We start from the raw sequence: 18,761 nt of genomic DNA on the forward strand, positions 1-18,761 counted from the left end.
GGCAGTTCAGAAAATCAGTACGTAGCTCTTGCGAACGGTTTCTTGTACATCCCAGATTCCCGTCGTGTTCGCAGGGAACATCAACGCGTCGCCGGCCTGGATATGTAGGGCCTCACCACCGTCCGGGGTGAAGGTGCAACGCCCCTGGATGAAATGGCAGAACTCCTGTTGCACGATCTGGCGCCGCCAGCGGCCGGGGGTGCATTCCCACACGCCGGCCTCGACGCCGTCGTCGCGTTCGACGCATGCCGTGGCAACCTGTGAAAGCGGCTCGCCCAGCGGTACACCAACAGCGCCAGGCTCACCGAGAGGCAAACGGGCGGTGTCGCGGAAATGATCGATCTTCATGCAAACGGCTCCTTGGACTTCATTAGACGTTCCATGCAACCGGCCAGCCCTTCAGCCATCCGGCGACGCCAGCGTGGCGCATGGAGATTGGCCAATACCTGATCCTCGTGAACGAAGCTCTGGATAATGGCGTTGTAACCCAGCCAGCGCAGAGGCTCGGGCTCCCATCGTGGCAACGAGGCCAGGGGACGATCATCCAGCACCCAGGGTTGGCGAGTCAGTTCGTTGTCTTGGCCAAGAATCAACGCCGCCACGGTTCGGCCGCCCAGATTGCTGGCGCCTACACCTTCACCTCCGTAGCCACCCGCCAGTGCGATGCGCTGGCGACGGTCGGCGAGCATGTGCGGATGAAAGGACCGGGCAACCCCCAGATTGCCGCCCCAGGCATGGGTCAGGCGTACATTGCGCAGGATCGGAAAGAGTTCACTAAACAGGTGTTGCCGCAATGCTCGTTCGGCCTGAGTGAGGTTGAAGTCACTGCGCAGGCGACCGCCAAAGCGATATCCACCGCGGGCGCCAAACACCAGGCGATCGTCTCGGCTGCGCTGACCGTAGGTGACTTGTCGGCTGTTCTCGCTGAACGCCTGGCCACGGGTCAGGCCGATTTCGGCCCATACATCGGCCGGGAGTGGCTCAGTCGCGATGATCAGGCTTTGCGCGGCCAGTTGATGTTTGTTCAACGGGGGCAGGGTGCTGGCATAACCTTCGACTGCCGGCACCACCCAATCGGCGCTCACCCGACCGTGCTCGGTTCGGACCTGGCCTGGCTTCCAGTCGAGCACCGCGCTTTGCTCGTAAATGCGCACACCCATCCGTTCGACGGATTCGGCCAGCCCCCGTACCAACCGTGCAGGCTGGATGGTCGCGCAGTGAGGTGAGTACAGGGCGCCGTACGCCTGGGCCACATTCAACTGTTCATGCAAGGCCTGGGGGCTCAACCAGCGGTAGTCGTCTTCCCCCAGGCCTTGCGCACGGACAGCATCGAGTTGTTCGCGCAGGCGCCGTTCTTGCTCGGGATAACGTGCCGCGCAGTACAGCACGCCGCCTTTGCGCAGCTCGCAATCGATGCCTTCGAGGTGGCACACTCGCGCCACCTCGTCGGGGATTGCATGCAGCAGTTGGTAACCCGCGTGACGTTGCGCGGCAGGTAAGGGGCCCAGGAGCCGGTCTTCGCCCAGCAGGTTGCCCATCAACCAGCCGCCATTGCGGCCGGAGGCGCCGAAGCCGGCAATCTGTGCTTCAACGATGACGATGTTCAGGTGCGGTGCTTGCTGTTTAAGGTAATAGGCCGTCCAGAGGCCACTGTAACCGGCGCCGATAATCACAACGTCTGCTTGCAGATCCTGATACAACGCCGGGCGCGGCGTCAGCGCCTCGCCGAGTTGCTCCATCCACAAACTCACACCACCCCAGCCAGACATCCCATGCTCCATCGGTTGATTGCCGATAGAGATTAATGCGCTGCGACGGGGGCTGTGTTATCTGCGGGCACGCGCGCAATTGGCTTTCAACCACGCCTTGGGTGTGCAGCCGGTATGACTTCGGAAGGCCTTGTAGAACGCCGAGGTGGAATTGAATCCGGCACTCGTCGCAAGGGCATCGATGGGCGCGTTTTCACCGTGATTGGCCAGGTGCTCAAGCAGGTAGGCCAACCGGGCTTGGGTCACGTAGCGATAGAAGCTTTGTCCCAGCACTTGATTCAGCAGGTAAGACAGCTGGTTGCGACTGTACCCGGTGGCGCTGGCAATCCGTGCAAGGTCCAGATCCGGGTCGAGGAAGGGCTGCTGGCGCGTAAAATAGTCGGCCAAGTCTCGCGCCATGAACGTCAGCTGACGCGCCGAGAGCCCCAGTTTACTGATGGCCGGGGCGTGGCGCCCAGTCTGGGGCTCGCTGTCGCGCACCAGTGAGGCATATTCGTTTATGCGAAGGATCAGGCCATCACATACCGTGATGGCTTCGCTGGTGCGAAAAACCACCCGCTCGCCACTGCCTTTCAGCGCTGTCTGGTACTGGATGAATGCGGTACAGCCATCTGCACGGATGCGGTCGTTGTGTTCAAGATACTCGTCGGGATGACGCGGTAGCGTGCTGGTGATGTAAGCGCGCAACTCGGTCAGGCCCATGCTGCGGTTCTGGAAAAAATCGTTGTACTGCACTTGCGGGTGATAAATCGCGAGAATCGCCTCCAAGTCGCGGCGTTTCCACGCCATGTGGTAACGCAGCACCACTTCGAGGGTCAGCGCTGTCTGTTCGGCGGTATCTGGCGGAAGAAGAGGCATTGGCTGACCGGCGTGACGACTGGGGGCTAGCGCCAGTCTAGCCCTGCAGTGGCTCACTGGACAAATACAGCCGCCGCATACCTGAGCTCGCCAAGATTTCAATGGGGCGGACGCCAGATGCGAGTCTCGTTTCCCGCTCCAATTATTGTTCCATGGGCTCCACTGAACTCCATGGTGAAAGAAAAAAGGACCTTCGGGTAATGCCAGTCAGTTAAGGATCAAACGATACAAGCCTGTGGGAGCAAAGAGCTGCGCCATATCTGGCGCAGCCAGCACGGTTACAGCGAAGCGAGTGCGGCCTGTTTGGGTTTGACCAGTGCCAGATACACCCCCGCACCATTGCCAGGAGCGATGTAGTTGGCGTCGCACAGGTCGGTCACCAGGGTCGGGGCCATGGTCAGCTCAAGCGGGGGAGCTGTTGCGTATCGGGCAGCGCTGTCGCTCAGGCTTTCGCTGAAGGTGTTCAGAAACTCTTCGCAGGTCGCGAATTTTCCATAGCTGTAGCCACCCTGCTGGTCCCGGTAAAAGCGTGAGTAGACCAGCAGTACGATGCCCCAGCGCTCGATGATTTCGTTGGGCTCAGTCCAGGCAATGGGCTTGATCAGGTCTTTACGAATGCCCTTGATTTTGTTGTAAGCGTCCTTGTTGTTGTGAACGATCTTGAACTCGATAGCTTTCGACGGTGCTTCGCCGTAGCTGTCTTCGACCCAGATATCGACCTTGCGCCGTTCGGCGGCGATCAGCCAACGGGGAACGTTGATGCGGGCGGGCAGGGCGCTGTCCGGCTTGAACGCTTCACAATCATCCAACTGTCCACCGAGACCGAACCGATCACGATGGATGTCCAGCAGAGCTGCCGACTCCAGGCTCAGCCACAGCTCTGGCGCTACGGTGACGACGATTGATTTGAGCATGCGTTTGCGTTCTTCTTGTTGCAGATGGGTCAGCAGAAAATCGGTAAAGGCGGGAACACAGGACATGGGATCTCCGTATCAGGTCCGAGAGGTGGCACAAGGTTGATCAACCGGCCGACATCATAGAACGGGGCAGCGGGAAAACTGCTGCGCCGACGGACTTTCTCAAGCCACGGAGCTTGCGTCCGCCGCATGCGATGACGCAGGCGCCTCGATCTGGCGAGCATTCTCGTTTGATGGAATGTTCGGTTTCATTAGACCCCGGCAGCTTGTAGGGAAATTCCTACGCCATCATCCAAAATTCCTAAGCCTAAATAGGACTGCTCTGATTTTATGCTTAATGGCGCATGGCTATTATTCAAGGGCCGGGGTGGCAATCCTGAGATCTATCCAAGACATACCGCGCTTGGATTGCGTTCGGACAATTCAGGGAAGGCGGTTGCGGACAGAAAGGGGATCTGCATCGTGCTGAAACATGTCGGTGTGACCGATCTTTGCGTAGGAATGTACGTCCAGGAGCTCTCTGGTTCCTGTGTAGAACGTCCATTTTGGAACAAGAGCTTCCTGATCCAGAATGAAGAGGTGCTGGAAAAAATCCTTGTTTCGGGCATCGCCGGTGCGTGGATCGACCCTTCAAAAGGGGCGGATAGCCTTGTGCAGGCGGATCATGGTGAACAGCAACCCCCTTGTGCGTCGAACCGGCCTTGCGCCCAAGCCGCCGGCCCCCATCCCCGGGTGCCCATGAGCGAAGAGTTGTCGAGGGCGTTCAAGCTTTGCTCCAGTTCCAAGGCTGCGGTCATGGAGATGTTCGGCGATTTGCGAATGGGACGGATCGTTCAGCTCGATCGCGTCACGGACATGGTGGGTGAGATATCCGACTCGCTGTTACGTCATCCTGACGCACTGCTCAGTCTGGTGCGCCTCAAGAACGCCGATGAATATACCTACATGCATTCCGTCGCGGTCTGTGGGTTGATGATTGGTTTGGCTCGTCAACTGGATCTACCACCGCAACTGGTGGAAGAAGCCGGGTTGGCTGGCTTGCTGCATGACGTGGGCAAGATGACGATACCCACGGCGATCCTGGCTAAACCATTAGCTTTGAATGACAGCGAATACACGACGATGCGCACCCACCCTGAGGCGGGAGTCAGGATGCTGGCCGACAGCAGCCATTTCACGGCCCGGGTGCTGGACGTTTGTCTGCATCACCATGAGAAGGTGGACGGCAGTGGTTATCCCCATAAGTTATGTGGAACCCAAATCAGCCTGTTCGCGCGCATGGCAGCCGTCTGTGACGTGTATGACGCCGTGACGTCCGACCGACCTTATCGAGATCGCTGGTGCCCCGCCGAATCCATTCGAAAAATGGCCGGATGGACTGGGCATTTCGATCAGAAAGTGTTTCACGCCTTCGTCAAATGCATTGGCATCTATCCGGTGGGCGCTTTGGTGCGCCTGCAAAGCGGCAGGTTGGCGGTGGTCATGGAACAGCACACCGAATGTTTGCTCACGCCCAGGGTGAAGGTTTTCTTCTCGGCGTCGAGTCGCACGCCGCTGCCGCCCGAAAGCGTTGATCTGGCCTGCGGGCAGGACAGTATTGTCAGCTTCGAGTCGGAGAAAACCTGGGGTTTCAAGAACCTTGAAGCGCTCTGGGCCGGCAAGGTGCAAGGCAGCGAGGCGCGTTTTGGGTAGCGCGGTGCGAGCCTGAGTTTATTACCAGCGCTTGCCGCTGGTTTTTTTTTGCGTTCCAGGGTTCCGTCAGCGGCGCGTAGGAATTCTCCTACGACGCCGCCGCAATCCTTAGCTGTAAATCAGGATGCTCCGATAGTTCCATCGCTATTACTTGGCCATCATCTCTTCAAGCGAACAAAACCGGGCATCCCAAGGGTGGATGTCTGCGCAGGATCCCGCCGGATCCGCACTGAACTGGAGAGATGAAGGTGAAAGGACAGGTAATTTCCTCCCCCCTGATCTTGCTGATGCTGCCCGTGGGGCTGACGGGAGCGCTCGGTTGCGCCGCGATTCTGATCAACGCGGACTTCACCCTGCGCAGTGCGGTCAGTTGCGCTTTTGTCTTGCTGGGCTCGTTGTTCATGGGCATGTGGAACAAGCGTTTGGCGAGTACCCGTTTGCACGCCCGGCAAGCCGATCAGCCAGGTCATCTACCGCTGGCCGTTTCACCCGATGAAGGGCTGGGCGAAGTATGCGCGCAGGTACTGCCGATCTGGAGCCACCAGATCGATGCGGCGCGCATCCTCAGCGAGGAATCGATCCTCAAGCTGAGCAACCGCTTCGCGACGCTGTCGGGGGACATCGGTACTTCTGCTACCCATGGCACAGGCGAAAACGTTGCCGCGCAGATAGCGGGGGTGTTGGTTGCCCTGCAGTTCCAGGATCGGGTCGGCCAGATGCTTTCCCTGGTCAACAACGATCTGCGCAAGCTGCATGCGCATATCGTCGAACGCCAGCAACTGGCCCTCACCGGCGATACGCCTGCCCCGATCGACGCGGATACCTGGCTCGAACAACTGGCAAGCACCTACACGATGCCTGAACAACACGCGATCCATCACGGTAAGCCTGTGGTGAGCAGCTCTTCATCCGAGATCACTTTTTTCTAGGGAGTTTCCCCATGAGCAAAACCATCCTGATTGTCGATGACTCTGCTTCCATTCGCCAAGTGGTGAGCATCACCTTGAAGGGCGCCGGATACGAGGTCATCGAAGGTGTCGACGGGCGCGACGCCCTGACCAAGCTCGACGGACGCAAGATCCACCTGATCGTCAGTGACGTGAACATGCCGAACATGGATGGCCTGAGCTTCATCAAGGCCGCCAAGCAACTGCCGGCCTACAAGTTCACGCCCGTGATCATGCTGACCACCGAAACCGGTGAGGCCATGAAGCAACAGGGCCAGGCCGTCGGTGCCAAGGCATGGATGGTCAAGCCCTTCCAGCCGGCTCAGATGCTGGGTGCCGTCTCCAAACTGATCATGCCGTAGCGCTGCCCAGAGTCCCTGGGAAGGAGGTTGTCATGACAAACACCACGGCTTGTCTGCGTCGGATCCTGGTTCTCGAAGGGCCGCTGACCATTTACACCGCCGCTGAACGCAAAGACCTGTTGCTGGAGCTGTTTCCCTTGGCCCAGGAGGTCGAAATGGACCTGGGGGGCGTGGACGAAATGGATACCGCCGGGCTCCAGTTGCTGGTGCTGATCAAGCAGGAATCACTGCGTCACGGCTCCAGTCTGCTGCTGAGCAATCACAGCACAGCGGTGCTCGATGCACTGGATATGAGCGGGCTGCACAGCTTTTTCGACGAGTCGACGACCCGTCGGCAGAGAGGTTGAAACCATGAGTTCGCCCATGAATCTGGACGATGTGCTACAGACGTTCATCGCCGAAAGCCAGGAGCTTCTGCTCCTGATGGAAGACGCGCTGTTGCAGATCGAACAGGCGCCGGACGATATGGACACCATCAACGCGCTGTTTCGCGTCGCCCATACCATCAAAGGTTCCGCCGGCCTGTTCGGCTTCACGCCGATCGTTGCCTTTACCCACGTGGCGGAAAGCGTACTGGATCGGGTCCGTGGACATGAACTGCGGGTGGACGAGTCGCTGAGTGCCTTGTTCCTGGAAGTGCGGGACCACCTGTGCACGCTGATTGAATTGCTTGCCAGCCACGGTGACTTGCAAGGCATGACCGCAGCGCATGAGCGGCAGGGCGCGGCGTTGGTCGAGCGTCTCAACCGTTACCTGGAAAACCGTCACGAACCTGAGCCGTCCCAGGCACCGATCGAGCCGCCGCAATCGGCTTGTGCCGCGCGTTGGCATCTGTCCCTTCGCCTGTGTCCGGACGTCCTGCGTAACGGTATGGATCCGCTGTCGTTGCTGCGCTACCTCAACAGTTTCGGCCAAATCGGCGCCGTCGTGTGCATCACCGATGGTATGCCGGGTATCGCAACGATGGATCCGGAAGCGTGTTACCTGGGGTTTGAACTGGGGTTTGTCAGCGATGCCGGCCAGGCCACCATTGAAGGGGCGTTCGACTTCGTTCGCGAGGGTAGCCAGATCTGCGTGTTGCCGTGCAACGGCGACCTGACAGGTTTCCGGGCGCTGATCGGCCGACTCGATGCTGAGCCCGATGCCATGGTGGAGGCATTCATCGCCTGTGGTTCCGTGACCCGTGAGGATTGGCTGGCCGGTTCGTCTCCTGACGAGTCGACGACCGTTGCGGTTGCCCCCGTGGTGCCAGACCAGACGATGCGCGATGACGTGACCAAGAGCCGGATGGCAAAAGAGGCCCGTCCGGCCGAAGGTAATCTGATTCGGGTCGACGCCGGCAAACTGGATCAACTGATCAACCTGGTGGGCGAGCTGATCATCGCCGGCGCTGGCGCCAACCTGGGGGCCATCCAAAGTGGCATCGGCGAGCTGATTGAAGCGACAAGTTCGCTCTCGCGTCTTGTCGAAGAAGTGCGCGACTGTGCCCTGACCCTGCGAATGGTGCAGATTGGCGGCACATTCAACCGCTTCCAGCGGGTGGTGCGCGATGTCTCCAAGGAGCTGGGCAAGGACATCGTCTTGCAGGTCCTTGGCGCCGAGACCGAGCTGGACAAGACGGTGGTCGAGCGTATCGGCGATCCCCTGACCCACCTGGTGCGCAACGCCATGGACCACGGCATCGAACCTTCCCAACTGCGCCGTGACCGTGGCAAGCCGGAGCAGGGCACGGTTTGCCTCAATGCCTATCACGAGGCTAACAGCATCGTCATTGAAGTCAGTGACGACGGTGGTGGCTTGAACAAGCAACGCATCCTGGCCAAGGCGATGGAGCGCGGCCTGGTTGCCGAAGGGCAACAGTTGGCCGACGGCGACATTCTCAACCTGATTTTCGAACCCGGCTTTTCCACGGCCGATCAGGTCAGCAACCTGTCCGGGCGCGGCGTGGGGATGGATGTCGTCAAACGGAACATCCTGGCCCTGCGCGGTTCGGTCAATCTGGAAAGCGAGGAGGGCGTGGGCACCACGGTGCGTATCCGCCTGCCGCTAACCCTGGCCATCATCGATGGTTTTCTGATCGGGGTCGGCAATGCCTCTTATGTCGTGCCTCTGGACCTGGTCGAGGAGTGCATCGAGTTGTCGACCGATGACGGCGGTAATCAGGAGTTTCTCGATCTGCGGGGCTCGGTTCTTCCGGTCCTGCGCCTGCGCGAGATGTTCGCCATCGATGAGCCTAACCACGGCCGTGAAAACATCGTGGTGGTGCATTACGCGGGGATGCGGGTGGGCCTGGTCGTCGATCAATTGCTGGGTGAGTTCCAGACGGTGATCAAGCCGCTGGGCAAGATTTTCGGTACAGCTCATGGACTGGGCGGCTTCACCATCCTGGGGAACGGAGCAGTCGCGTTGATCCTGGATATTCCCAAACTACTCGGGCAAGTCGTCAGCCAACAGAAGCACGGTATGACCCTCAGCCCTGAATTGACTCAATAGTTTTCCCTGGAGTACAGCATCATGACCGTCAAAAAAAATATCTCGCTGCTGGTCGCCTCTGCTCTGTTGGGCATCCTGGTCCTGGTCAGTCTCAGTCTTTATCTGATGGGTGGGGTCAGGAGCACCGCCAGCTATGCGCAAGTCAATACCGTGCCCAGCCTGCAGTTGCTGGATCAAGTGGCCTTGGCGCTGGCCGATAACCACAGCCGCCAATGGCAGAGCCTGTCCGGACCTGCCGGTAATTCCCAGCAAAGTGACAAGGAGTCGGTCCTCCAGGCACTCGATCGCTACCAGAAAGAGTTCGTCTCCGACGATCGTGATGCAACGCTGCTCAGCGCCTTGCGCAGTACAGTCAACGAATACAACCGGGGCGTGGAACGTTTCGACAATGCCCTCAGGAGTGCAGCTCCTGAAGCCCGTAGTCTGCTGCTCGAGCTGGAGGTGACGCGTGAAAAGGTCACTTCCGCCTTGAATGATATCCGCCAGTACAACCTGGACCTGGGAAGTAAAAAGGCGGCGATCGCGGCGTCGACCGAACAGACGGCGATCTACAGCATTGCCTTGATCGGCGGCGCCACCTTGCTGGTCATCGGCTTGATCGGTTTCTTCCTGGTACGCCGGCTGCTGCATACCTTGGGCGGCGAGCCCGACGATCTGCGCCTGCTGGCCGAGCGGTTCGTGGCTGGTCAACTGGATATGCAAAGTAGCCGCAATGGCCTTGAGCGCACCGGACTGATGGGATCCATGGATCGCCTGAGCGCAACCTTGAATCAACTGATCAACGAAATGAATCACATGTCCGCGGAGCACGACAAAGGCGACATCGACGTGCAAATCAATGCGGCAGGCTTCGCTGGCAGTTATGGGCTGATGGCACAAGGCATCAACAACATGGTCGTCGGGCATATCAACGTCAAGAAGCAAGCCATGGCCTGCATCAAATCGATCAGTGAGGGCGATCTACAGGCGCCCCTCCAGGCGTTCCCCGGCAAGAAGGCTTTCATAAACGTCACCATCGAGCAGCTCCGCAGCACCATCGTGGCGTTGATCGAAGAGATGCGTCACATGTCGGACGAGCATGAGAAAGGCGACATCGATGTGCATATCGACGTACAGCGATTCCAAGGCTCGTACCGTCAGATCGCCCAGGGCATCAACGACATGGTCGATGGCCACATCAGCGTGAAGAAACAGGCCATGGCTTGCATACGCTCCTTCGGTGAAGGCGACCTGTCGGCGCCCCTGGCGCAGTTCCCCGGCAAAAAAGCCTTTATCAACGACAACATCGAACAACTGCGCCGCAACATCCAGGCACTGATCGAAGACACCCAGATGCTCAGCGAGAATGCCGTGATCGGCCGGCTCGATACCCGTGCGGACAGTACTCGCCATCAAGGGGATTTCCGCCGCATCGTGGCGGGGATCAATAGCACGCTGGACTCGATTGTCGCGCCGCTCAGCGAGGCGATGGACGTCATGGTGGCCCTGTCCGGTGGTGACCTGACCCGCAGCGTCAAAGGTGATTACCAGGGCAGCCTGCAAGACCTGAAGAACGCGGTCAACGAAACGGTGAGCAAACTCTCGCAGATCATCGGCGAAGTTCGCAGTTCCGCCGATTCGCTCTCCAGCGCCTCGGAAGAGATTTCCGCCACGGCCCAGAGCATTAGCCAGTCGGCTTCGGTACAGGCGGCGTCGGTTGAAGAGACGTCGGCGTCGATGGAGCAAATGTCGGCGTCGATTTCGCAGAACACCGAGAACGCCAAGGTGACCGATGGCATGGCCGGCAAGGCGAGCAAGGAAGCGAGCGAGGGCGGACAGGCCGTCAAGGACACCGTCTCGGCCATGAAAACCATCGCGGAGAAGATTGGGATCGTCGATTCGATCGCCTATCAGACGAATCTGCTGGCGCTCAACGCGGCCATCGAAGCGGCTCGTGCCGGCGAACACGGCAAGGGCTTCGCGGTCGTCGCCGCTGAGGTGCGCAAGCTCGCCGAACGTAGCCAGATCGCGGCGCAGGAAATCGGCCAGGTGGCCAAAAACAGTGTCGCCCTGGCTGAACGGGCCGGCAACCTGCTGGATGAAATCGTGCCCTCGATCACCAAGACTTCCGATTTGGTCCAGGAGATCGCCGCGGCGTCCGAAGAGCAGTCCATCGGCTCCGAGCAGATCAATACCGCCATGTCGCAGATGAGCCAGATCACTCAGCAAAACGCCTCGGCTTCCGAAGAGCTGGCCGCCACCGCCGAGGAAATGAGCAGCCAGGCCGAACAGTTGCAGGAGTTGATGGGCTTTTTCACCCTGCAGGGGCGGGTGGCGGTGTCAGCCGTTCCTCGGGCCGCTGCTTCCAGCCTGGGCGGCGTGCAAAGCAGTGAGCATGCCCAGGAAGGCGGTTTCATTCGCTTCGGGAGTTGAGCCATGGACGCTGCAGTCTTGAGCCATTTCGAGTATGCGCCGCAGAGTCCGTGTAACAGCGAATTCCTGCAGTTTCTGACGTTCGTGTCCGCCAGGGAGGTCTATGCAATCGATACCTTGTGTGTGCGTGAAATCATCGAATACGGCCAGGTCACAAGCGTACCGATGATGCCGGATTTTATTCGCGGGGTGATCAACCTCCGCGGCTCGGTGGTCCCGGTGATCGATCTGCAGGCGCGCTTTGGCAAGGGCGTCACGCAGCAAGGCAGCAGGACCTGCATCGTTGTCCTGGAACTGATCCAGGAGGGCGAACCCCACGTGCTGGGCATCGTTGTCGACTCGGTGAGCGAGGTGATCGAAATCGAGCTGGCCGACATCAAGGCCGCGCCAGCGATCGGAAACCGGATCCGTGAAGACTTCATTCGAGGGATGGTCAAGGTGCGAGGGGCGTTCCTGACTGTGCTTCAGCTCGACCAGGTGCTGTGTGTCAATGAGATCGCCAGCCAGTTGCATTGAGTCGTCGCGCCCAGGCGTGCATACGTTGTCTTGAGAGGGGGCCGCCTGCGGTGGGTCCCGAGGAGTGAACCATGTCCATATCCGCGTCGCGTTCGCCGGCCCCAGGGACGGCAGCCCCACAGTACCTGACCTTCAGCGTGGGTCAGGAGATGTTTGCGGTAGGTACCCTGTGCGTCCGGGAGATTGTCGAATACGGCCCGATAACCCCGTTGCCGATGGCGCCGCCGAAGGTTCGCGGCATCACCAACCTGCGCGGTGCGGCCATTCCGGTGCTGGATCTCGGGCTGTGTTTTGGCGGTGTCCAGACCTTGGAAAACCCACGCACCTGCATCGTCATGCTGGAAGTCGACGGCAGCGGTGGCGCAGGCCTGGTGGGCATCATCGTGGACGCCGTCAGCGAGGTGCTGGAAATACCGGCCGAGCAGATCGAACCGGCACCGGCACTCCAGGGGCGCCTTAGCCCTGAATTCGTGGTGGGGGTTGGCAAGCTCAGTGATCGTTTTGTCCTGTTGCTGGACATCGCACACCTGCTCAGTCGCAATGACTGGTCGGCACTCCTTGCTTCGAACATCAACGAAGGCGGGTTGAACGTATGAATGCCGTCCTCTCCGACAACGAGTTCCAGCAGTTTCGGTCAATGATTCACGAAATCGCCGGGATCAGCTTATCCGTTGCCAAGAAGCAACTGGTCAGTGGCCGCTTGGCCAAGCGCTTGCAGTTTTTCAACTTGACCAGCTACGGCAGCTATTACCGGTTGCTGATGAAGGACCGGGCCGAGTTGCAAATGGCGGTGGACTTGCTGACCACCAATGAAACCTACTTTTTCCGCGAACCCAAGCATTTCGAGTTTCTGCGCGACGTGATTCTTCCCGGGCTTCGTGGCAATGGCCCGGTGCGTATCTGGAGTGGTGCCTGCTCCACGGGAGAGGAACCCTACACCCTGGCCATGGTACTGGCCGACAGCCTGGGCACCCGGCCATGGGAGATCCTCGCTTCCGACATCAGTAGCCGGGTGCTGGAAAAAGCCGAGGGCGGACGCTACCCGCTGGATGGTATCCGCGGTATTCCCGAGGCGCTGTTGAACAAGTACTGCCTGAGGGGCGTGGGCTGCAACAACGGCATTTTCATGGTCGACCGCACGTTGGCGTCACGGATTACCTTCACTTCGATCAACTTGAACAATGCGCTGCCTTCGGTGGGGCAGTTCGACGTGATTTTCCTGCGCAATGTGATGATCTATTTCGATAACCAGACCAAGTCCGAGGTGGTGAAGCGCTTGAGCAAACACCTGAGGCCGGGTGGCTATTTCATCGTGAGCCATTCGGAAAGCCTGAACGGCATCAGCGATGAATTGCAGGTGGTCAAGCCCTCGATCTATCGCAAACCGGATGCTTGAGATGGCTCGGGTGGTCGAATACTTCCTGCAGCCCGGCGAGGTGGCGTTCGGAGGGCGCCAGATGCGCTTATGTACGGTGCTGGGTTCCTGCGTTGCCCTGGTGTTCTGGCATCCGCAACGCTTGTTGGGCGGCATGTGTCATTTCATGTTGCCTCGTCGGGGAGGGCACGGCGCGGGACACCTGAACGGTCGTTATGCGACGGATGCGTTGATGCTGCTGTTCGAGTGCATTCATCAGGCAGGCGCCCGGCCCGAGCAGTTCGAGGTGAGCCTTTTTGGCGGGGCTGACATGTTTCCCGGGGTGGAGCGCGGTGACGCTATCGGCATTGGCCAACAGAACGTCAATGCCGCCATTCGCCTGATCCAGGACCATGGGTTGCAATGCCGGGCCTATCACGTAGGTGGCCGGGGGTATCGCCACTTGGTGTTCGATGTGAGCACCGGACGCCTTCAGCTCAATCATGCCGACTCGGTACGCAAAGTATTCGAATCGCCCAAGAGTAATGTCTGATGACGGATATCAAGGTCTTGATCGTTGATGATTCCGCCGTGGTGCGCCAGGTGCTGAGTGCAGTTCTGAACCAGGCCAGCGGGATCCAGGTGATCGATGTTGCCATCGATCCGATATACGCCATGGAGAAGATGAACAAACAATGGCCTGACGTCATCGTGTTGGACGTCGAGATGCCACGAATGGACGGCATCACCTTCCTGAAAAAACTCATGGCGCAAAAGCCTACGCCGGTGGTGATTTGCTCGACGCTGACAGAGAAGGGCGCCAAGACCACCTTGCAGGCATTGGCGGCTGGTGCTGTGAGTATCGTCACCAAGCCACAGTCCAACCTGCGGCAGTTCCTGACTGAAAACGCGGACGAACTGGTCCAGGCCGTCAGGGCGGCGGCGAAGGCCAACATGCGGTGCGTAGCGGGCGCCCGGGCGCCTGTCGAGGTAGCGCCCCGGCTCAGTGCCGATTCGATCCTGCCCCCTGCGTCCGTAGCCATGGCCCGCACGACTGAAAGCATCGTGGCCATAGGCACTTCCACCGGGGGCACCCTGGCCCTGGAACAGGTTCTCCAAGGGTTGTCGCGGGTATGTCCGGGCATCGTCGTCGTGCAGCATATGCCGGAGAAGTTCACCGCCGCCTTCGCCGAGCGTCTCAATCACGTTTGTGAGATCGAGGTCCGTGAGGCGGTACAGGGCGATCGCATCATTCCCGGGCGTGCGCTGATCGCACCGGGTGGCAACCATATGCTGGTCAAGCGCAGTGGTGCCCAGTACCAGGTGGATATTGTCCAAGGGCCTCCCGTCAGCCGGCATCGACCTTCGGTGGATGTACTGTTTCGTTCGGTCGCACGTAGCGCCGGCAGCAATGCCTTGGGCATCATCATGACGGGCATGGGGGATGATGGCGCTCGCGGACTCAAGGAAATGCGCGATGCCGGTGCCAGGACCCTGGGTCAGGACGAAGCGTCTTGCGTGGTGTATGGAATGCCGCGCGAGGCATTCAAGCTGGGCGCGGTCGAGCGCGAGCTGCCCCTGGAGCAGATCGCTTCAGCCATCCTTGGCGTCCGCGGGCATCCAACCTGAATCGCGCCGTCTTCAGACCAGCCCTTCATTCAAGGCATAGCGCACCAGGTCTGTGCTGGTGGCAAAGCACATCTTTTCCATTAGCCGAGTCTTATGCGTGCTGACGGTCTTGTTGCTGATCACCAGTTGTTCGGCGATCTGGTTGACACTCAGCCCTTGGGCCAGCATGCGCAGGATCTGGAATTCACGCGAGGTCAGGCTCTGCGAGGCGTTCTCGGGCGTCACACCGCTGCTCTGCAGGGCGATCTGTTCGGCCAGTTGCGGGTCGAGGTAGCGTGCGCCGGTGCTCACCTTGCGGATCGCCGCCAGCAGCGCTTCCGGGTCGCGGTCCTTGGTCATGTAGCCTGAGGCGCCGGCGCGTAGGGCTCGCTGGGCAATGTGGGCTTCATTGTGCATGCTCAGGATGAGCATCGGCAGCTTGGGGTAATGGGCGTGGATACGGCCGATCAGGTCCTCGCCACTCGAACCGGGCATGGTCATGTCGAGCAGGAGCACATCGATATCGGTATGGCGCAACAACTCCAGGACCTGGGCTCCGTTCTCCGCTTCCGCCACCACGGCAATATCCTTGACCAGCGCGAACAATTGCTTGAGGCCTTCGCGCATGATCGTGTGATCGTCGGCCACCATTAAACGGATCATGAGTCTTGACTCCTTGAAGCCGGTACACGTAATTGGACAGTGGTGCCGCTGCCTGGGGTGCTGGATATGGTGGTGGTTCCCCCCAGGGTCAGGCCCCGTTCGCGCATTCCCAGCAAGCCGAGGGTCCTGGACGCTTGTTCGCGTTGCTCGAAGCCTTTGCCGTTGTCGATGATTTCCAGTGACCAGCCGTTCTCGCCTTGCTCGAACCTGATATCGACCCGAGTGGCTTCGGCGTGTCGGGCGATGTTGGTCAGCGACTCCTGGGCGATCCTGAATGCAGCGGTTGCACTGGCATCGTCCAAATGGATTTTCTGCGGGTGAATCTGCAGGTTGCAGTCGATGCCCTGTTGCTGTTTGAACGTATCGCTCAGCCATTCCAGTGACGCGGCAATACCCATGTTGAGGATCGAGGGGCGCAGGCTGGTGGAAATGTTCCTGACCACCTGCACCGTTTGGTCGATCAGTTGCAGCAGGCGCGCCACTTGTTCGCTGAGCTGGGGCAGTTGCTCGCCGTACTGGAAGCGCAGCAGCGAAGTGCCCATGCGTATGGCGGTCAGATGTTGTCCGAGCTCATCGTGGATCTCCTGCGCAATGAGCTTGCGTTCCTCTTCCCGCGCACTTTCCCGACTGGACATCAATTGGCGCAGTTGCTTGTTGAGCGAAGCCAGGCGCAGTTCGGCCAGGCGCAGCTGCGATATATCGCGAACGACAGCCAGCACGGTGGCGATTTTCCCCTGGATGTCCTGCTCGGGAACCAGACTGATGTGATAGACGCGCTGCAATCGATGTTGCGCGGTGAGCACATATTCATGCTCCAGAGGCTGGCCTTTTTCCACTGCTTCGATGACGGCCGCATGGAACAATTGGCTCTGCAGGTTTTTCGGCAGGATCTCGAGCAGGTCCTTGTGCAGCAAATCGATTTGCGGGCGATCCAACCAGGCTTCCAATGCCGGATTGACGAACAGCAGTTTCGCCGTTCGACTCAATCGTGCGATACCGTCTGGAGAGTTCTCAACCAGTGTGCCAATTTCCTGCTGCCTGGCCAGTTCGTTGCGCTGAGCTTCCAGGATATCGGTAATGTTGCGAGCAATGCATACCAGGCGATGCAAGCGCCCATTTGAATCGGCTACGGGTACCAGGTTGAAATGGACAACGAGTGAGCGCTGACCGCAGGGCAGGTGTGCATCCAGTTCGATGGGGGCTCCCACGGCAATGCAGTGCAGGCAGATCGCCTCGACGATACTGGCGGCTTCTTTTTCCAGGCACTGGCCCAACGATTGGCCGATCATGTCCGAATGACTCCTGGCGAGCATTTCGCACAGCTTTGGATTGGCCTCCAGGCAACTGAGTTGCTGGTCGGCATCCACGGCGAGCAGGCAAAGCATGTCTTGCGAATGGTCGAAGACTTCGCGGTAACGGCGTTCGCTTTGCGCCAGGTGGTTATGGGCCGAGCAGCGCTCCCAGGCGATGGCACCGATATGACTGGCCATTTGTGCATGCTTGCGGTCCTGCTCGCTCAGTTGGGCGTCGCCACCGACGAACAACAGGATGGCGCCCATCGCGACACCGGTCTTATTGACCACCGGTTCTACCCAACAACCTCGGTAGCCTGCCTGCAAGGCGGGCTGGCTGAACGCGAGGCCCGCGGCATCGCTTTTCAAATCAGCGATGAAGTGATGGTGTTCGAACCGCTCGGGGTGTCGATCAAGATCTTCGGCCAGGCAGGTTGTAATCGAGGACGTGTCCGTAAGAGGGGCGCGAAGGGATTCGTCGCCAGGCACAGCCTTGAAGGCCATGGCGTTGTGAAACTCGGGCGTCAGAATATCCAGGTAGGCGCCGAGCAGTGGCAGCACCTCCCGGAGTGTGTCGTGAGTGACCATCTTTTGAAAAATGGCGGAGCGCGCATTCTCGGCCCGCTCCTGTCGGCGCAACGCACTGATATCCTGGGCTGTGACCAGCACCCCGCACAGCTCGCCTGTTTCGTCATGCTCTGGCGTCAGGTTGCACAGGAAATCCACGGAACGACGTGAGTGTGAGTCCCTGTTTTCCAGCAGGAACGTATTGGCTACGCCGGTTGACAGCGTGAGTTCTACTTGCGTACGAAAATATTTGTCGAGCTGATTGAGCGTCGAAGCGCGTTCGGTGATGTGAGTGTTGGGAAAGCCTCGGGCGCGTTCAAGCTCGGGATTGGCATAGATCTGTTGTCCAAGCCGGTTGTAGCGAAGAATGATGTTTTGTGAGTTTTTGGCCAGTGAAAGGTACTTCTGTTCGTTATTGAACAGTGCCTTGCGCAAGGCAAGATGCTCACTGATGTCTTCCAGTTGCGATACAAAGTAAAGCGCCTCTGCATCAGCGTTACGGGCGATGCCCAGGGTCAAACGTGCCCACAGCGTGCTGCCGTCCTTACGGATGTAGCGTTTCTCCAGGGTCAGGCTCGTGCGGTGTCCCTGGATGAGCCTGTGCAATTCCTCTTTATTGATATCGACGTCGTCCGGATGCGTCAAACGCTGGAAGGATGTGGCGCGAAGTTCTGCTTCGGTGTAGCCAAGCATCTGACACAGCATTCGATTGGCCGCGATCCATTCACCGCTCATTCGCAATAAGGCCAGGCCCGTGCCGGCAGAATCGAACGCCAGGCGATAGTCCTGTTCGGCAATGTGGACGAGTTCGGCGCGGCGGACTTTCACCAAGTAGGTCGATTGTTGTGCTTTGTAGTCGAGGGTCACTCTCAGCGTGTCGCCGCTGGCCGAGGTCATCTGGAAATACCAGTTCCCCTTGAGTCGCGCATGGGTCAGGTGCTGTTCAAACGTCAGCGGCTTGAGCGAAAACAACGCAGGCGAGGGCATAAGCGCGGCGACGCTCTCGTTCAGCCCCAGCAGTGCGCTGGCGCAGTCATCCATGATGAGCAACGATCCTTGGGCATCCAGCAACACGACACCCACATCATCCGCATCCTGCGTGAACGGTGTTGCTACCGCCATGGCTGCATCCATTCGCCCCATCCTCTGGTCACCGTTCTTGAGCATAGCTTAAGTCTTGAAACCGAAATCGAGTGTTCGACTATGGTCATAAGGCTATCCCACAGGCTTTTGATCAATGCTGGGCGGTACCGGCAGGTTGTGTAGCCGGCGGACGAAAGGAAAGGAGTTCCGTTGGACAGAAATCAGGGA

General features: G+C 59.3%; 16 protein-coding genes and 2 pseudogenes. 12 read left to right on the forward strand and 6 right to left on the reverse strand.

The window, feature by feature from the left end:
• Positions 1 to 6: 6 nt before the first annotated feature.
• From BLQ55_RS14460 to BLQ55_RS14475, 4 genes are all read right to left on the reverse strand, one after another.
• Positions 7 to 348, reverse strand: a complete 342-nt coding sequence (locus BLQ55_RS14460; RefSeq protein ID WP_092168971.1) for a cupin domain-containing protein — start codon at positions 346 to 348, stop codon at positions 7 to 9.
• On the reverse strand, positions 345 to 1,769 hold the full coding sequence (locus BLQ55_RS14465) for an NAD(P)/FAD-dependent oxidoreductase (protein WP_092254586.1): 1,425 nt from the start codon (positions 1,767 to 1,769) through the stop codon (positions 345 to 347). The genes BLQ55_RS14460 and BLQ55_RS14465 overlap by 4 nt, the downstream gene beginning before the upstream one ends.
• 57 nt (positions 1,770 to 1,826) lie before the next feature.
• The gene (locus BLQ55_RS14470) at positions 1,827 to 2,627 is read right to left on the reverse strand and encodes a helix-turn-helix domain-containing protein (RefSeq protein ID WP_092254589.1); all 801 of its coding nucleotides are present in this window, start codon (positions 2,625 to 2,627) and stop codon (positions 1,827 to 1,829) included.
• A 278-nt stretch (positions 2,628 to 2,905) separates the two neighbouring features.
• The gene (locus tag BLQ55_RS14475) at positions 2,906 to 3,607 is read right to left on the reverse strand and encodes a hypothetical protein (protein ID WP_092202879.1); all 702 of its coding nucleotides are present in this window, start codon (positions 3,605 to 3,607) and stop codon (positions 2,906 to 2,908) included.
• 399 nt (positions 3,608 to 4,006) lie between these two features.
• Here BLQ55_RS14475 and BLQ55_RS14480 point away from each other — a divergent pair, with 399 nt between their 5' ends.
• The 12 genes and pseudogenes from BLQ55_RS14480 (at position 4,007) to BLQ55_RS14530 (ending at position 14,949) form a co-directional block, all read left to right on the forward strand.
• On the forward strand, positions 4,007 to 5,236 hold the full coding sequence (locus BLQ55_RS14480) for a cyclic di-GMP phosphodiesterase (RefSeq protein ID WP_092254853.1): 1,230 nt from the start codon (positions 4,007 to 4,009) through the stop codon (positions 5,234 to 5,236).
• A gap of 248 nt (positions 5,237 to 5,484) precedes the next feature.
• On the forward strand, positions 5,485 to 6,165 hold the full coding sequence (locus tag BLQ55_RS14485) for a hypothetical protein (protein WP_256326578.1): 681 nt from the start codon (positions 5,485 to 5,487) through the stop codon (positions 6,163 to 6,165).
• A gap of 11 nt (positions 6,166 to 6,176) precedes the next feature.
• Complete coding sequence (locus BLQ55_RS14490) at positions 6,177 to 6,545, forward strand: response regulator (protein ID WP_013692986.1); 369 nt, start codon at positions 6,177 to 6,179, stop codon at positions 6,543 to 6,545.
• Between the two features lie 32 nt (positions 6,546 to 6,577).
• Entirely contained in the window at positions 6,578 to 6,892 is a 315-nt protein-coding gene (locus BLQ55_RS14495) for an STAS domain-containing protein (protein ID WP_092202881.1), read from the forward strand.
• 16 nt (positions 6,893 to 6,908) lie between these two features.
• Complete coding sequence (locus BLQ55_RS14500) at positions 6,909 to 9,038, forward strand: chemotaxis protein CheA (protein ID WP_092254591.1); 2,130 nt, start codon at positions 6,909 to 6,911, stop codon at positions 9,036 to 9,038.
• 891 nt (positions 9,039 to 9,929) lie between these two features.
• A pseudogene (locus BLQ55_RS32855) lies at positions 9,930 to 10,553 on the forward strand (HAMP domain-containing protein); the annotation flags it as partial.
• A 63-nt stretch (positions 10,554 to 10,616) separates the two neighbouring features.
• Positions 10,617 to 11,450: pseudogene (locus tag BLQ55_RS32860) on the forward strand (methyl-accepting chemotaxis protein); the annotation flags it as partial.
• A 3-nt stretch (positions 11,451 to 11,453) separates the two neighbouring features.
• Positions 11,454 to 11,966: a chemotaxis protein CheW gene (locus tag BLQ55_RS14510; RefSeq protein ID WP_092254597.1), complete on the forward strand. Its 513-nt coding sequence runs from the start codon at positions 11,454 to 11,456 to the stop codon at positions 11,964 to 11,966.
• Between the two features lie 71 nt (positions 11,967 to 12,037).
• Positions 12,038 to 12,562 carry a chemotaxis protein CheW gene (locus BLQ55_RS14515; RefSeq protein ID WP_092254600.1) on the forward strand — a complete coding sequence of 175 codons (525 nt, stop codon included), beginning with the start codon at positions 12,038 to 12,040 and terminating at the stop codon, positions 12,560 to 12,562.
• A complete protein-coding gene (locus BLQ55_RS14520; protein ID WP_092254603.1) occupies positions 12,559 to 13,362 on the forward strand; it encodes a CheR family methyltransferase in 804 nt (267 codons plus the stop codon). The genes BLQ55_RS14515 and BLQ55_RS14520 overlap by 4 nt, the downstream gene beginning before the upstream one ends.
• A gap of 1 nt (position 13,363) precedes the next feature.
• Positions 13,364 to 13,873, forward strand: a complete 510-nt coding sequence (locus tag BLQ55_RS14525; RefSeq protein WP_170847609.1) for a chemotaxis protein CheD — start codon at positions 13,364 to 13,366, stop codon at positions 13,871 to 13,873.
• A complete protein-coding gene (locus tag BLQ55_RS14530; protein ID WP_092202892.1) occupies positions 13,873 to 14,949 on the forward strand; it encodes a protein-glutamate methylesterase/protein-glutamine glutaminase in 1,077 nt (358 codons plus the stop codon). The genes BLQ55_RS14525 and BLQ55_RS14530 overlap by 1 nt, the downstream gene beginning before the upstream one ends.
• Positions 14,950 to 14,961: 12 nt before the next feature.
• Here BLQ55_RS14530 and BLQ55_RS14535 read toward each other — a convergent pair whose 3' ends face one another.
• On the reverse strand, positions 14,962 to 15,591 hold the full coding sequence (locus BLQ55_RS14535; RefSeq protein WP_092142311.1) for a response regulator: 630 nt from the start codon (positions 15,589 to 15,591) through the stop codon (positions 14,962 to 14,964).
• Entirely contained in the window at positions 15,588 to 18,572 is a 2,985-nt protein-coding gene (locus BLQ55_RS14540; protein ID WP_256326579.1) for a sensor histidine kinase, read from the reverse strand. Before BLQ55_RS14540 ends, BLQ55_RS14535 begins: the two co-directional genes overlap by 4 nt.
• Between the last annotated feature and the right edge of the window lie 189 nt (positions 18,573 to 18,761).

Origin of the sequence: Pseudomonas sp. NFACC13-1, assembly GCF_900104425.1 — a bacterium.
Classification (GTDB): domain Bacteria; phylum Pseudomonadota; class Gammaproteobacteria; order Pseudomonadales; family Pseudomonadaceae; genus Aquipseudomonas; species Aquipseudomonas fluorescens_AA.

Coding starts and splice junctions, on each gene's coding strand:
- BLQ55_RS14490 (WP_013692986.1), top strand. CDS start 6,177: ATGAGCAAAACCATCCTGATTGTCGATGACTCTGCTTCCATTCGCCAA.
- BLQ55_RS14465 (WP_092254586.1), bottom strand. CDS start 1,769: ATGTCTGGCTGGGGTGGTGTGAGTTTGTGGATGGAGCAACTCGGCGAG.
- BLQ55_RS14495 (WP_092202881.1), top strand. CDS start 6,578: ATGACAAACACCACGGCTTGTCTGCGTCGGATCCTGGTTCTCGAAGGG.
- BLQ55_RS14530 (WP_092202892.1), top strand. CDS start 13,873: ATGACGGATATCAAGGTCTTGATCGTTGATGATTCCGCCGTGGTGCGC.
- BLQ55_RS14515 (WP_092254600.1), top strand. CDS start 12,038: ATGTCCATATCCGCGTCGCGTTCGCCGGCCCCAGGGACGGCAGCCCCA.
- BLQ55_RS14460 (WP_092168971.1), bottom strand. CDS start 348: ATGAAGATCGATCATTTCCGCGACACCGCCCGTTTGCCTCTCGGTGAG.
- BLQ55_RS14525 (WP_170847609.1), top strand. CDS start 13,364: ATGGCTCGGGTGGTCGAATACTTCCTGCAGCCCGGCGAGGTGGCGTTC.
- BLQ55_RS14510 (WP_092254597.1), top strand. CDS start 11,454: ATGGACGCTGCAGTCTTGAGCCATTTCGAGTATGCGCCGCAGAGTCCG.
- BLQ55_RS14475 (WP_092202879.1), bottom strand. CDS start 3,607: ATGTCCTGTGTTCCCGCCTTTACCGATTTTCTGCTGACCCATCTGCAA.
- BLQ55_RS14470 (WP_092254589.1), bottom strand. CDS start 2,627: ATGCCTCTTCTTCCGCCAGATACCGCCGAACAGACAGCGCTGACCCTC.
- BLQ55_RS14500 (WP_092254591.1), top strand. CDS start 6,909: ATGAATCTGGACGATGTGCTACAGACGTTCATCGCCGAAAGCCAGGAG.
- BLQ55_RS14520 (WP_092254603.1), top strand. CDS start 12,559: ATGAATGCCGTCCTCTCCGACAACGAGTTCCAGCAGTTTCGGTCAATG.
- BLQ55_RS14535 (WP_092142311.1), bottom strand. CDS start 15,591: ATGATCCGTTTAATGGTGGCCGACGATCACACGATCATGCGCGAAGGC.
- BLQ55_RS14540 (WP_256326579.1), bottom strand. CDS start 18,572: ATGGCGGTAGCAACACCGTTCACGCAGGATGCGGATGATGTGGGTGTC.